This window comes from Shewanella sp. YLB-07 (genome assembly GCF_009377275.1).
In genome coordinates, this window is sequence record NZ_VOQB01000001.1 from 199,324 (window position 1) to 213,853 (window position 14,530).

13 protein-coding genes are annotated in these 14,530 nt (G+C 44.5%); 7 read left to right on the forward strand and 6 right to left on the reverse strand.

Going from position 1 to position 14,530, the window contains the following annotated elements; translation table 11 throughout:
• Positions 1 to 78 precede the first annotated feature (78 nt).
• From FS373_RS00805 to FS373_RS00815, 3 genes are all read left to right on the forward strand, one after another.
• Complete coding sequence (locus tag FS373_RS00805) at positions 79 to 888, forward strand: hypothetical protein (RefSeq protein ID WP_152828861.1); 810 nt, start codon at positions 79 to 81, stop codon at positions 886 to 888.
• A 169-nt stretch (positions 889 to 1,057) separates the two neighbouring features.
• On the forward strand, positions 1,058 to 1,741 hold the full coding sequence (locus FS373_RS00810) for a DUF3313 family protein (protein ID WP_152828862.1): 684 nt from the start codon (positions 1,058 to 1,060) through the stop codon (positions 1,739 to 1,741).
• Between the two features lie 129 nt (positions 1,742 to 1,870).
• Positions 1,871 to 3,325, forward strand: coding sequence for a DUF1254 domain-containing protein (locus FS373_RS00815; RefSeq protein ID WP_152828863.1), 1,455 nt, complete (start codon positions 1,871 to 1,873; stop codon positions 3,323 to 3,325).
• Between the two features lie 177 nt (positions 3,326 to 3,502).
• Here the strand turns inward: FS373_RS00815 and FS373_RS00820 are convergent, their stop codons facing one another.
• From FS373_RS00820 to FS373_RS00835, 4 genes are all read right to left on the reverse strand, one after another.
• Entirely contained in the window at positions 3,503 to 4,198 is a 696-nt protein-coding gene (locus FS373_RS00820) for an IS6 family transposase (protein ID WP_152828864.1), read from the reverse strand.
• A 658-nt stretch (positions 4,199 to 4,856) separates the two neighbouring features.
• Entirely contained in the window at positions 4,857 to 5,249 is a 393-nt protein-coding gene (locus FS373_RS00825; RefSeq protein WP_144047532.1) for an H-NS family nucleoid-associated regulatory protein, read from the reverse strand.
• Between the two features lie 172 nt (positions 5,250 to 5,421).
• Positions 5,422 to 7,032: a DNA topoisomerase gene (locus FS373_RS00830; RefSeq protein WP_152828865.1), complete on the reverse strand. Its 1,611-nt coding sequence runs from the start codon at positions 7,030 to 7,032 to the stop codon at positions 5,422 to 5,424.
• A gap of 386 nt (positions 7,033 to 7,418) precedes the next feature.
• Positions 7,419 to 8,309 (reverse strand): collagenase, encoded by an 891-nt coding sequence (locus tag FS373_RS00835; RefSeq protein WP_322619445.1) that lies wholly within the window; start codon positions 8,307 to 8,309, stop codon positions 7,419 to 7,421.
• A gap of 227 nt (positions 8,310 to 8,536) precedes the next feature.
• Between FS373_RS00835 and FS373_RS00840 the strand changes: the two genes are divergently transcribed.
• Positions 8,537 to 10,321, forward strand: coding sequence for a M1 family metallopeptidase (locus tag FS373_RS00840; RefSeq protein WP_144047529.1), 1,785 nt, complete (start codon positions 8,537 to 8,539; stop codon positions 10,319 to 10,321).
• 348 nt (positions 10,322 to 10,669) lie between these two features.
• Here FS373_RS00840 and FS373_RS00845 read toward each other — a convergent pair whose 3' ends face one another.
• Together FS373_RS00845 and FS373_RS00850 are read right to left on the reverse strand one after the other, a co-directional pair.
• Entirely contained in the window at positions 10,670 to 11,149 is a 480-nt protein-coding gene (locus tag FS373_RS00845; RefSeq protein ID WP_144047528.1) for an NYN domain-containing protein, read from the reverse strand.
• Positions 11,150 to 11,237: 88 nt separating this feature from the next.
• Positions 11,238 to 12,104 (reverse strand): LysR family transcriptional regulator, encoded by an 867-nt coding sequence (locus FS373_RS00850; protein WP_144047527.1) that lies wholly within the window; start codon positions 12,102 to 12,104, stop codon positions 11,238 to 11,240.
• A 128-nt stretch (positions 12,105 to 12,232) separates the two neighbouring features.
• Between FS373_RS00850 and FS373_RS00855 the strand changes: the two genes are divergently transcribed.
• The 3 genes from FS373_RS00855 to FS373_RS00860 are packed head-to-tail and all read left to right on the forward strand — an operon-like array spanning position 12,233 to position 14,530.
• Positions 12,233 to 13,300: an HlyD family secretion protein gene (locus FS373_RS00855; protein ID WP_144047526.1), complete on the forward strand. Its 1,068-nt coding sequence runs from the start codon at positions 12,233 to 12,235 to the stop codon at positions 13,298 to 13,300.
• Between the two features lie 42 nt (positions 13,301 to 13,342).
• Positions 13,343 to 13,492: a hypothetical protein gene (locus FS373_RS31385; protein WP_194165804.1), complete on the forward strand. Its 150-nt coding sequence runs from the start codon at positions 13,343 to 13,345 to the stop codon at positions 13,490 to 13,492.
• 21 nt (positions 13,493 to 13,513) lie between these two features.
• Positions 13,514 to 14,530 carry a DUF2955 domain-containing protein gene (locus FS373_RS00860; protein WP_144047525.1) on the forward strand — a complete coding sequence of 339 codons (1,017 nt, stop codon included), beginning with the start codon at positions 13,514 to 13,516 and terminating at the stop codon, positions 14,528 to 14,530.

Sequence of the window (14,530 nt, forward strand, 5' to 3'; positions counted from 1 at the left end):
TGCTTTTATTAGCATTTAAAGCCATGTTCTCTTTATTGAGCGTCTTTTGTGAGCAATTTCACGTCAGGGAGAATAAAAATGAAGTTAACGGTAAGTTCAGTGGCTAAATGTGTCGCCATTTACACCACAATGGCTGCAAGCATGGTGATATCTGCAAGCGCTATCGCTGATGAAGAGTTAAATAAACTGTCCAAGGAGGCACAAGACCCTTTGGCAAAAATCATCAGTATGCCTATCTTTTTCAACCAATACACAGACATTGCAGATAGTGGCAAAGACAACAACGCCATACTCATACAGCCTGTTGTGCCTTTTAGTTTTGGCAGTGATGAGTGGTACGGTATTGCTCGCGCCATTATTCCTATTGATGACTTTGAAATACCAGATGAATCAGGGGTGGGCGATACCACTTTAGACATCGTCTTTGCCACCAATGTACGCCCAGGTCTGCGCGCAGGCTTTGGTCCCATCTTTCAAATTCCCACCCACAGCAATAGCGCACTAGGTAAAGACAGCTGGGGCGCCGGATTATCTGGTGGCTTAGTGCTCACCGAAGGGCGTTGGGTTATCGGCGGTCTTGCCACTCAAGTTTGGGATGTCAATGGCGATAACGCGGCTGAAGACATTAACACCTTCACCTTCCAACCTATTGTTAATTATGACTTTGGTGAGAAAGGAGGATGGATTTTCACCTCTACGCCGTTAATCGTTGCGGATTTCACAAAAGATGATGATAAGTGGGATGTGCCTATTGGGGGCGGTTTTTCTCATATGAGCAGGATTGGAAAGATGCCAGTAAGTTGGGGACCGCAAGTTTATAAACATGTAAAAGGCGCGGCAGATTGGGAGTTTCGCTTCATGGTGCGTGCAATCTTACCTGGATTTTAATTCTTAACAGCTAAGCTCATTTGAAGTGGCTTGAAACCAAGCTTTAGCAAAGAATTGATGAGCTATATCAGCCATCAGGAGGGGGTAGGTGACTCCTCCTTTGACGCTAAAGTGGCAACCAAAAAATCACAACAGAAATAGTCGTTAATGATATTAAACAGGGAAAAATATGAATAAGTTATTTTTATGCGTAACACTTTTAGCTGTCGCAACGCTCTCAGCGTGCACGATAAATAAAAATCAACAGCTCACCGTGTCAGCTGACGGGATGACGTTAGTTAAAGCGACACGTTCGACTCAAGTGGCTAAAAACGAGAATGTTGATTTTACCCGTTACGATAAAATCCTTATCTCTCCCAGCACTGTTACCTTTAAAAAGGATTGGAAACGAGATTACAATCGCGATGAAAGAGAGTTATCAATGCGAGTTGAAGATAAAGATGTTATTCGCATTAAAGAGGGGGTAGAAAAACTCTTTGATGAAGTATTTCAGGAAGAGCTAGCCAAATCAACACATTATTCCATTGTGACCAAAGCAGAGCCGGGAACCTTGTTACTTAAGCCCTCTGTCCTCAATTTGGAAGTGAATGCACCTGATTTAGAGAGTGCTGTCAATGTTAAACGCTATACTGATACCACAGGCGAAGGGACATTGCTTTTGGAGGTCTTCGATGGAGTGAGTGGCCAGATAGTTGCTCGTATCATCGATGCAGAAGAGGCGGGGGATAATGATTTTTACGAGTGGGCGAGTCGAGTCTCAAACCGTGCAGACGCCAAAAGAGTGATTAGAAAGTGGGCTAAAAGCTTAAGAGAGCATTTAGATAAAGCGCATACTAGTCCAGCTAAGCAGTAGAGCTTAGATACCTGAGGTGATGGATCATCTTTTGTTTACTCCTAAGTCGTTTATAGTTGAAAAGCTTCATAATTCAAAAAGACTTTTCATAACAGCGAGTTCTAAACCAATATTGTCAAGGAATGAACAATGAAAATTATAATGACTATAGCTTTGTATGTGCTTCTAACCATGAGCTCTGTAGCGGATGCTAAGGGGCGAGCGACTCCTCCACCTGAATTAGGAACCCTTAAGGGCGCTGAGGCTGAAGCCTTTTATCTTGGTGTTAATGCCGTTATTTGGGGGTATCCAATCGTGTTCTTTGAAGATTTAATTCGCGGTCGGACACGACCTGATGCTGAAGCTAAAACAGGTAACCCTCAAGCACAAATAAATGAATTTGCTTTAGTCCGCCAATTACGCGGCCCTGAATTTAAAGCGATTGCGACACCCAACAATGACACTCTATATGCTCAAGCCTTTACAGATGTCAGCCGCGAACCTATGGTTCTTTCGGTTCCTGAAGTAGAAGCGGATCGCTACTACACCATGCAATTATGGGATCCAAATGGCGATACTTTTGCTTATGTTGGTAGTCGAACTACGGGTGTTAAAGCCGGTGACTTCGCGCTTGTGGGGCCTGACTGGAAAGGTAATTTACCTCCAGATGTTAAACGTATTGATAGTGAGTACAACAGTTTAGTTATTTGGGGGCGCATTGGAGTTAAGGGATCAGACGATGTAAAAAATGCTAATAAAATTCAAGATAAACTTCGCTTAACCCCCCTTAGTCAGTTTCAGGAAATGAAAAACAGTGGACAAGAAATCGCAGTAGATAAAACTTTTTCGATGCAACGCGTAGCCTATACTAAACCTGCTGATTTAGCTCCTGAGCTTGAATTCTATTATAAACTTGCACGCTCACTAAAATTCACTCCCCCGAAAGAACGCGATATTGTCATTGCCGATAGTTTGCAACAAATTGGATTTAGGGATGACAACTTAAGATTTGATTATTCTGCTTTAAGTGATGCCCAAAAAAGCGGGCTAACTAAAGCCTACCAGTTCGCATTACATTTAATGGACTCTAATGCCGCTAGCACTGGAGAGTCGGTTAATGGTTGGCGTTGGAGTAGAAAGTCAGGAATTATGGGGACTGATTACTTATTCCGAGCAGCTTGGGCAAAATGGTACACCGGTGGTAATACGGCCAAAGAAGCCATCTACATGGATGGCCGCAAGGACGATAAAGGTCAGCCCTTTAACGGAGATGACCATTACCTCATGCACTTCCCCAAAGATCAGCTACCACATGTTAAAGCCTTTTGGTCCGTGTCTATGTATGATTTAAATACAGGGGCATTTATTGAAAACCCAATTAAGCGCTACTCTATTGGGGGTCGCACTCAAGGTTTAATTTATAACGATGATGGCTCTCTTGACATTTTTTTACAAAATGAAGCACCAATAGACGCTAAGAAAAAATCAAATTGGTTGCCAGCCCCCACAAAAGGCTTTTATCTGAATTTGCGACTTTATATTCCGGATGACAGTTTACAACAAGGTTTATGGAAGCCACCTGTTGTTCAGCAGGTTGATAAATAGTTATACATTTCCCTACACAAAAACTCTTTACATAATACGCTTTATGTAAAGAGTTAGCCTATTCAGGTATAGTCCACATGCGGCTTACACGACGATGAAAAATTATGACCGACGGGCGAAATGTGGTTCTGTCGCATCTTTGAAAAAAGCAGTGATCGTACTATTCTCCAGACACTGTTAAGCTGCTAAAGAATAAAATTGCTCCCATAACGTCATCTCACCAGCATCTTTCATCTGACCTTTACGAAGCATTTGCCATAACTCGACACCGACTATTGTAGCTTCAGCCCCAGCCATCGATTTGAATCCAAGGGCGGTACGCATCTTCCACTTCACCGCTCGGTGACTCTGCTCTACGATATTATTGAGGTATTTAACCTGCAACACTTCGATAATATAAGCTGCGATACCGGCGAACCAAAGTTGCCAATTCAAGTTATCCAGAGCCGCGCTGTTACTTCCACTTTTATCAATAACCACTTTCTCTGGTAAGCCATGCTGCCCGATAGCTTTGTTAAAGAAGTCTCTGGCGGCAGCTTCATCCCGCTTTTCGCTCAACATGAAATCGATAGTATCACCGTATTTATCAACGGCTCGGTACAGGTAAAACCATAGACCTTTAACTTTGATATACGTTTCGTCCATTCGCCACGAGCCAGACACTGCGCGCTTTCTGCTGTTACGGAAGGCAGCTTCCAAAAGAGGAGCATATTCCAACACCCAACGATGAAGCGTCGCGTGATCAACGTGAACACCACGTTCAGCGAGTAACTCTTCTATATCACGATAACTCAGCTTATAAGCAACATACCATCGAACGGCCATCAAGATTGTGGCTGAAGGAAACTGTTTTTTGGCGAAGCTTAAGGCCATAGGATAAATTACATAACAAATAAAAATCCAGCTTAGCATCACTGCAGGGCTGGACTATGTATCGTCTGCTTATCAAGTTCTGTATGTAGACCATTTCTGTAACTTCAAGATGCGACAGAACCTTCATTTATCTGAGCAGGGTCTCAAGAAGTTGGTCACGACGTTACGGGTTCACAAGAAGCGCAATGGTAAAGAGCTGCTACAAGTTGAAATCACTGATGCGAGCCGACGCAAATTAAGTCTAATGATCTTCAAATCAGGTAAAACAAAAATTGAAATCATTGATTATTTGATATTGAATGCGGATTTAAGTGAATTTGAAAAGAACGAATAATTACAATGTAACTATTCGTTGGTGTCATTTGAAGCGCTGCACGAGTGCTAATTCGATAACAAAAAGTCGTTTTCAGGAAAAAAAGCAAAAAAAATCACATCCAGCAAGGCTGGATGTGATGACTGCTTTGTCAGTGTCGGAATGCTCTGGTATAAGCCTGGGTTATCTTTTATTTACACGAGAATAGCGCTCTAAAATATTGAGCTTATCCTCTCATAACCTTGACAAAATCTCTTACTTGCACAGGTTTGACTTGTACAAAGGTTATCCACTAAATCTGTGGGTAACTTCATCAAATCTTCATAAAACTGGCATGAAAACGTTTTATGAGATGAGGAAACCCTTAAGCTCAAAGCCTTCATCGAGTTCTTTTTTAAACACGGTTGGCATCCGGCCTTGTCCTGTCCAGCTGATGGTTTCGCCATTGACTTCAATACTGTACTTCGCAGGGCGGGGTTCGCGTTTTTTCTTGGGGGCCTTTGGTGCCTCTCCCACGTCATCCAAGCTCAGCCCGAGTTCGGCCATCTGCTTTCTGATGGCATCAATTTGAGCATTACGCTCTGCATTTTCAGCAAGCTCAGCTTCCGCTTGGGCCTCTCTTGTGGCAATCAATTGTTCAAGCTTGCCGGCGAAGACCTTTAGCTCATCAAACGGCAGGTCTTTGACTGCTGCCTTGAATTTACGGCCATGGGTTAAAATCTCTAAAAAATCGCTCATTATTTCAGTCTCTTTAAAAGGAAAAAGTGGGTTGATATTGAATGGTCATCAACAAAAAAAACCGCCTTACTTAGCGGGATTGAAAGGGTAAAAGCCTTATTATTGTTCCGTCTGTATCCCTACTTGGCTGGGCGTATACTCGTAGCTAGCAAGGGATTAGTCAAGTTTGGGGCTATCGCATTTCGCCTTTATCTCTGTCCGGCTTGCCGTTTTGGTCAAAAAATCGAATGGTACACTTTGGGTAGCCCGAACAGCCCCACCAAAATACCCCTGCTTTTTTCGCTGGGCGTCTGATAAGGGGCTTGCCGCATTGCTTGCAAAACTCGGTCTCTGAGATGGCCAGCGTGGATTTATTTTTATCTTCAAGGTTAGGCTTGCCGTTATCATCAGGGTAATGGCTCTTACATTCAGGGTAACGATTACAGGCCCAAAACGGGCCATGCTTTCCTTTACGCTTCACCAGCGCCCCCACTTGGCACTTAGGGCAACTGATTTTGTTTTTGATGGTGATGGGCACGCCGTTGGTTTTTACATCAGAAATACGCAGTGCCAGGTAATCATCTAAATCACTGACAAATGCCTCAACGGTGGACTCTCCGGCTCTGATAGCTTGCTGTTTCTGTGCCCACAGTGCCGAGGTATCCGGCGCCACAATCTCTTTAGGCAGCAAGGCGCAGAACTCTTGCCCTTGCTCGGTGGTTTTCCACACCTTCTCCTTATAGCCTTTCTCAGTGCTAAGGGTGATTAAAGGATTGTTGGCCAACTTCTTCAAAATAGCCGCCCGGGTGGCTTCTGTTCCGATAGAGCCAGACTCAGACGCATTATCTTTGTCCTTAGCTTCCAAGGCCGCGCGAAGCGTTGGGTCTTCTATGAATTTGGCTGCCCGGGTCATCGCGGCCAGTAAGCTTGATTCGACAAAGTATTTCGGTGGTGTGGTTTTCTTCTTATCGATATCAAGTGATTGGTTAGTGCCGGTGTCTTTGCTCACTTCCCTTAAGTCCAGCTCTTGCTTGCTCTCGCGTTCCTCCTCTATTTCACCTCGATACAGCACTTCCCAGCCTTGCGCGGTCATATTGCTTTGGGTGGCAACAAAGACACGCCCTTGGCAATCAATCTCCAAACGGGTCTTATCTCGCACACTGGCTGGATAAAACAGGGCTACAAAGCTTTTTGCGACTAACTCATATACCGTGCGCTCTTTAGGGCTCAAGGTGATGCTTGCCCCACTTTTTTCAGTGGGGATAATCGCATGGTGCGCGGTGATTTTACTGCCGTTAAAGGCTTTGTGCTTCAATTGAGGATTGCCGCCCTCGATGGCTGCATTCAGTCCTGGTGCTGTACCCGCTATTGCAGTCAGTACCTTACTGGCCCCCGCATAGTGTTCATCAGACAAATAACGGCAATCTGAGCGTGGGTAGGTTAATAGCTTGTGGGTCTCATACAGGCTTTGTACCAGCTTGAGGGGGTCATCGGCACTGTAACCATGTTGTTTGGCGCACGTTTGTTGCAAGGTCGACAAGTTAAACGGCAACGGCGCGGCCTTGTTTTCCGCCTTAGTGTTGATGCCAGTGATACTCGCCGGTTGGTTGAGGCACTGCTCTTGTATCATGAGCGCATCAAGCTCACTGGTTAGACGATTTTTCTCATCCGTGTTGTCATCCTTTCCAGGAACATGTTTGGCATTAATATTACCTTTTGAAAAAGAGAAGGCACCAGAAAGTACGTAGTAGAAGCTCTCGCAGTGGTTGAGATTCGCCAGTGTTCGAGTGTTAATCAGTCCCAATACCGCGTTTGCACTCGGCCTACATTGAGTACATTGCCATAGCCCTCATCTGAGGCCTTTTTTGATCTTGGTTTTAATACCAGTTCCTAGGAACTAGGATTAGCCTCTTCTTATCCTTACCGCTTCATTTAAAATTTAGGCAAAAAAAAGCGACCTAATCAGGTCGCTACATGTTCCAAGCTTGGAATAGGGTGACAGTCGCGCTAGAAACTATCTAAAAGGGAGTGATGATGAACAATGAAAACGACTTCAATCTAACGTTAAACAGAAGCCAAAAATTCGGTTCATATAATCAGAGTCCCATTTATCCGGATAGTTCATATTTTATTGGAAATAACGATAAAATATTTACCAGCAACTTTCTCTAACTTTTAAAACGGGCAAGATTAACTGGTGAGTTTAACCAGCCAGATCTTAAATTCATCATCCATGCTTGTGCCCCATTGCTTAACTAAAGACTGGTACCTTGGGTAGTCTCCCTTGCGGGTGAATATGAGCATATTATCGATCTTATCTTTGTGGTTTTCCATCATGAAGCGAACCGATAAATATCCCCAACGATAGACTCTGTCGGTGCCGCCATTTTTCTCGTAGCCGGTATTAAATAGCTCACTTAATGGGAAGTTGCTATTGTCTGAAAGGGATTTTTTAGCCAAGTCGATGGCGGCTTGATTATCGTCTCCTCGGGAGACATATTCACCTAATCCTTCGCTCCACCAGATCAAGTAGGGTAAAAGTGGTGCAGGTTTAGGGCAGTATTCAGGAGCACTGTGGGAGTCGTGCAGTGAGGCACAAAAATCACCGTATAAGTTAAAGTGGCCATCCAAATAATGCACATATTCATGGGCTAAGTTCCAAATCTGCCCCTTCTTCTCATAGGCGACAAATTCTGCTTGATTGTCAGTTTGGCCCGGTAATCCTTCGAGGAACATGCCGCCATTGTCGCTGGGTACATCGAAGTGAGTGGTTACATACTGAGTGTAATCTTCGCGAGAATGATAGACGTTGGCTCGCATACTCATGTTGTTGTCGTTGGCGACAGGCTTACCTTGGGTACCAAATAGCTGATGAAATTTAGCTTCTTGTTTGCCCATTAGCGCACAAGCCTCGGCTATCTGCTCTTCTGTTAGGGCTTGTGAACGTATGACTATGGTGTCACTACAGGCATGATTCTGAGATAAGACCGCGGCTAAACTCGTTGGATCTTCTTGAACCGATGAATGGCAGGCACTTAGGCTAAGCAGACCCGTTAATGATAAAAGTTTAAACGTTTGCACGGCGTGTTCCCTCGAAATGTCTTTTTGTATACAATATTCTCAAGTGTTTCATCTAAGTTAAATGAAGTCAATTGCAATGACATGTTCACCGGCTGTGGTTAAGATAATCATTAATATTCGTGGTATGTGTTATCGACGGCAACGCCAGTTAAACTTTATGTACATGTGTCGGGCTATTTATATTTGAGATTTCAAGTTAATTCGTAATTGCTAAAAAGGAAAGTGTAGTGTCAAATCAATGGGATAATAATCGTGACTATCATTCATTTGCTAATGTCGATGAAATTAGAGTCAAGCATTTAGCATTAGATCTCGATGTCGATTTTGAAGCTAAACAGTTAACAGGTGTTGCCGAGTTAACGCTGGATTATATCGATGCCAGTTGTCGTCATTTATGGTTAGATCTTCGCGAACTCACCATACTGGATGTACGAGATGATAAGGGTGATGTCTTAACATTTACTATTGATAAACACGATTCTATCTTAGGCGAGAGACTTAATATCTCTCTGTTGAGTCAGACTCTAAGTGTGAAGCTGTATTATCAGACCTCAACCAATGCCCAAGGTCTGCAATGGTTAACTCCTGAGCAAACCAGTGGTAAGACTCTGCCATTTCTATTCAGCCAATCTCAGCCCGTTAATGCCAGAAGCTGGATCCCATTGCAAGATAGCCCTAAGGCCCGCATCACGTTCGAGGCAATAGTTAAGGTGCCTGTTGGCATGCGGGCTGTGATGAGCGCCATGAATGATGCGACGGCGAGTTTGGATGGAGAATTCTCTTTCTCAATGGAGAAATCCATGCCGACTCATCTGTTGGCCATCGCGGTGGGAGATCTCGCCTTCGGTAAAATAGGCGACCGCACCGGCGTCTATGCTGAGCCCGAAGTGTTAGATGCGGCGGTCAAAGAGTTTGAAGATACCGAGCAGATGGTAGAAATCGCCGAGTCTCTGCTGGGGCCTTATCCCTGGGGGCGTTATGACATGATAGTCTTGCCGCCTAGTTTCCCCTTTGGTGGCATGGAAAACCCTCGATTGGCATTTATTACGCCGACCCTGATCGCTGGAGACAAGAGTCTGGTGTCTACCGTGGCCCATGAGTTGGCTCACTCCTGGACTGGAAACCTGGTCAGTAATGCCACTTGGCGAGATCTTTGGCTCAATGAGGGATTTACCACCTATTTTACCAATCGCATCGTCGAGGCTGTGTTTGGTAAAGAGCAAGCCGAGTTGGAAGTGGTATTGGAATATGGCCGCTTGAAGGAGGAGCTGGCAACCACAGAACTCGCCGAACAGCATTTACCTGCCAATGTACAGACTCAAGATCCCAATGAGGCTTTTAATCGTTTCACCTATGATAAGGCGTCTATGTTTGTCCATGATTTGGAGCGTCGTTTGGGTCGTGAGGCATTCGATAAATTTCTCTATACCTATGTGCAGCACTTTGCATTCGAGGCGATAACCACAGAAACGTTTATCGAGTATGCCAAGCAGACCTTGCTGATTGAGCATGCAGACAAGCTCAGCGAGGCTGAGTTGCTGGAGTGGATCTATGGCTGTGGCATGCCTGACTGGTTTACTCCGCCGGTATCAGACAGTTTAGATAAAGTCGAAGCAGCCATAGAGACTTGGTTGGCTGGTACACAAGCAAGCTCGTTATTGACAGATAGTTGGCGAGTCCATCATTGGCAGTACTTTTTAAGTTCACTGCCTGAGGTGCTTAGTCAAGAGCAGCTGATGGAGTTAGATGGATGCTTTAACCTGACTCAATCGACTAACGCAGAAATTGCTTGTGATTGGTTTAGGGTGGCTATCCGTAATCACTACGATCCAGTATTACCCGCATTGAGTGATTACCTTATCCGAATAGGCCGGGGCAAGTTTGTTAGGCCACTCTACTCAGAGTTGCAAGTTGCCGGCTATGAGAGCGAAATTAAGCAGATCTATAGCCAGGCGAGAGTGGGGTATCATCCATCGATCGTCGTTCAGCTAGATAAGAGCATTGGTTTGTAAACAGGGCTTGAAAGCAAAAAAAATGGCACCTCAATGAGGTGCCAAACATTCTTAATAGAATAAGTTCTGAATTGGTAAGCACTAAGCGCTAGCAAATTAACTTACCTTTCAGTTGAGAACTCATTGAGCCCTCTAAAAGGGAGGTGATGAACCATGATGAAAACATGAAACAAGTTACACTCAACTTGCTACATATAATCAGAGTCACTATCTCGAAGAAAGTTCACCACACATCATAAATAAATCCAATCTTTCAGGTTTTCTGTAGAGGTATTATTATATCTAATGATTAACCTATTGTTTTTCATTGTTAATTTTCTTTTGTTTTTAATCGTTTTTTCTTGAATGTTAAAGCAATAAAGCCTCATCGATTTCAACAAATTTACAGGCCGAATCGATAAGAGACTTAGCTGTGAGTGTCGGTACACCATAAACTTGAGTGTCGACGCCATACTTTTGATACACCTTGAGCATGAGTAAGTCGAAATCACCATCGCCGGAGAGCAGAATGATAGTATCCACTTCCGGAGCCGCTTCCATTACATCGATGGCAATCCCCACGTCCCAATCACCCTTTGCCGAACCATCGCTGCGCTGAATAAATGGTTTTAGCTTAATATCGAAGCCTATGTGTTTGAGTGCATCCTGAAATTTAAGCTGGCCATCATCGCCTTTATGAATGGCGTAGGCCGTGGCCGAGACAATATCGCCCTCGTAGCCAATGTGTTGCCATAACTTTCGATAGTTAAACTGGCGGCCATAGGCCTGACGGCAGGTGTAATAGATATTCTGTACATCGACGAAGATGGCTATTTTCTTATTTGTCATGCTTAGCTTCGCTATGAATTATGTGTGGTGCACATTCTTACTCATTTATCTATGGCAGCACAAGCTAGCCTCTACATTTTTTATGGCATCATGTATTTTGGCCGAAAGATAGCCTCAATAACTGAACCATGGCCCGGGTTTTCTCGGGCAAATAAGGTTGAGATGGATAGATCAAGGTGAGTTTAAGTTCGGTAAAACGCTGTTGGTCTAATATTTCATGCAAGCTGGCGTCTTGAAGATATTTATCCACCAGTAATCTGGGTAATAAGGCGACGCCCTTACCTGATTTTGCCAGCCTGATGAGAAGCTGTAGATCATCGCTGTAAAGGTGATATTCGACATCTTCAGGTAACAGTGACCTGCTATAGCGACTGGCTAACAGTTGATGAGACGCTAGGTCAGAAAATTGCTTAGGGGTACCAAACTGACTGAGATAGCTTACGGATGCGACCATGCAAAAACTCAAATAGAGTAAGTGCTGTTGAACATAGTCATGGTGCAGTGTGTCTATATAACTTGGTAAAATCTGTAGATCCGTATCGGTTCTTCTCAAGTCTATAGCTTGTTTCTGATGCTCTACTTCTAATCTGACATCAGGATATCGATTAACATAATCTTCGATAACGTTAGAAAATATCTCTGTCATTCCAAGGGCGGGCGGGATAGCCAGACGCATTTTCCCCTGTGGTGTCATTCGCTCTGTCTGCATCAAATTAACCGCTTCGTTTAATCTGTTGAGGGGGCCGTTCACCTGTTCGTACAACCATTGCCCACGTTCAGTGAGTTCTATGTTGCGGGTAGTGCGGATAAGTAGCTGGTAGCCTAGTTGTTTTTCCAGTTCTTGTAAGCGCCGACTGACTTTAGAACGCTGTAAACCATTGGCCTTAGCAGCCGAACTGATCCCTTGGTGTCGTACCGTCTGAACAAACAAATTGATATCGTCTAAGCTTGGCATCTGCTACTCCATGATCTTTTACTTGATAATCCCGTCCTATTAATAGGACGTACATGGCCTATGATACAGACTATTTGTAGTAAAAATAGCGATATATAATACTCTGCTTAAGATTGAAAGGAGATAAAATGGAGCTCGCAGAGCAAAAATTCAGACGTTGGATGACAGTGTTGATCATCATGTTCGTGGTGACTGGCCTCTATCTGGTTATGGCCGACCGCTATGCGCCCATGACGACTGAGAGTCGGGTACAAGGCTTTGTCGTGCAGTTAGCCCCCGAAGTGTCGGGCTATATAACCCAAGTGAACCTCAGCAATAATCAGTTGGTTAAGTCTGGTGATCTGTTATTTAGCATAGATGATCGTAAGTTTAGGTTAGCGGTTACTATGGCCGAGTTGAATTTAAAGCAGGCCATCGAGGGGGAAGCGTCCCTGTATGCTCAGGCCGCGGCGGCGAAAGCGAATATTACAACCAGTACAGCAGCTTCTGACAATGCCAAAAGGGAGTTTCAAAGAATATCTAAGTTGTCGACTTCAGGTTCTGTCTCTGAATCTAAGCTTGATTCGATCAGGACACAGAGAGATGAGAGCTCGGCGAATCTTGTCGCAGCGAAGGCCCAGTACAGGGCAATTGAGACTCAACTTGGTGATAGTGAGGGGGAGAGTAGTTTAGTACATTCAGCCGAAACGAGTTTAGCACAAGCCAAGTTAGACTTCTCGCACACACAGATAAAAGCACCGAGTGACGGTGTGGTGACAAATCTACAGCTGCATAAAGGTAGTTTTGCCAGTGTTAATCAGCCTCTTCTGACATTTATTCCTACCGACTCTTTGTGGATCACTGCCGATTTCAGAGAGAAGGCCACCTCCATGTTACAACCTGGCATGCGCGCCGAAGTCGCCTTCGATGGACTGCCCGGAGAGGTGCTGAGTTTAGCTGTGTCCAGTCGTGATTTTGGTGTGGCGTCGGCGCAGCAGAAGGCTAATGGTCAATTGTCATCGGTTGTGACCAGTAATCGTTGGGTACGTGATGCCCAAAGAGTCAGGGTTAACTTCAGCGCTGACATTAAACTTCCTGATAATCTATTTGTTGGTTCTCGTGCAACTGTTATTATCTATCAAACAGATAATTTAGTGTTTAATTTTTTAGGTGGGCTATTAATACGCATGGTGAGTCTGTTCCATTATGTGTATTGATCACGTCTGAACTTAGATTAAAACGAGTAAAAGGTAACCAGGATGTCACCATCAAATAGTAAGCCAGTTAAAAGAGAAACCACGACCCGAATGATTCTGGGAGTCAGTGTTACTCTGCTGCTTGCCGTTATTTTTGAACAGGTTGAAGCCCTGTTTATTCGGGCTCTCACTATGGTTTATTTTCTGTTTTAGAGAGTCATTCGAGGAGGTAAGATGAAGCCGTTAAGGATCTGGTTCGCCTGTGTGTTAGGTGTAACCATAAGCACGCTCCTTGGGTGGTCGAATGCCATGTTTATGGCCTTGTTTCCTGTGTTTGTTTTAGTGAGTCTGAATCGTTGGAATACGGGCTTGTTTGTGCAGTTGATATTGGGCATCTTCTGGGTGAGCGTTCAGGTAAGCCTAATCATAGGCTTCTTGCAGCCATACCCGGTTCTCATGCTGATAGCCGTGGGGATCATGCTGCTGTTTAAATGCTTTGCCATGCATCATAAACCGATCTATGTATTCGGATATGTGGGTCTACTTATTGGTTCGATTCTGCTCAATTTTGGCAGCTATCAAGCATTCGATTTAGAAAACTTCATCGTGGGGATCTGGATAGCCACTCTGATGACCTTGCCTATCTGCGGTCTGGCCTTTTATTGTTTTCCTGATCCGATAGAAGAAGGGCCCATAATGAGTATACAAGGGCAAGATAAAGAGCCTAAAGCCATATTGGAACAAACCGCCCTGGGCTGGCTGGTGGCCATGGTTGCGTTTGTCATTTTTCAGGTGGCGAACTTGAATGACTCACTCTCGGCTCAGGCGAGTATCTTGGTCATATTGGCACCTATGACTCTGGTTGGGTCCCTGATGGCGGCAAAAATTCGTATCATAGGAACATTGGCCGGTTGTATGGCTGCGATGGCCATTCAATTTGTTCTCTATGATATGTTTGACAACCCTATACTCTATCTCGTGTCTTATGCCATCGCCGCCGGGATCTTCTGTCGCTGGTTGGCTAAGGATCCTGTATGGGCAGGGATCGGTTTCTCAGCCATCTCCGCGCTGACGATTCCTTTGACGACTAACATGGTACCGGGACAACAAGACGCCTTCTTCGCCATTCTTTATCGAGCTAGCTCTATTCTGGTCGCTGTGATCGCCACCTCAATGATGATCTGGCTAGGCTATAAGCTGCTCAAGTCGATGCCTTGGTTGTTTAGCTTACCAAGGCAAGAGAAAGGTTAA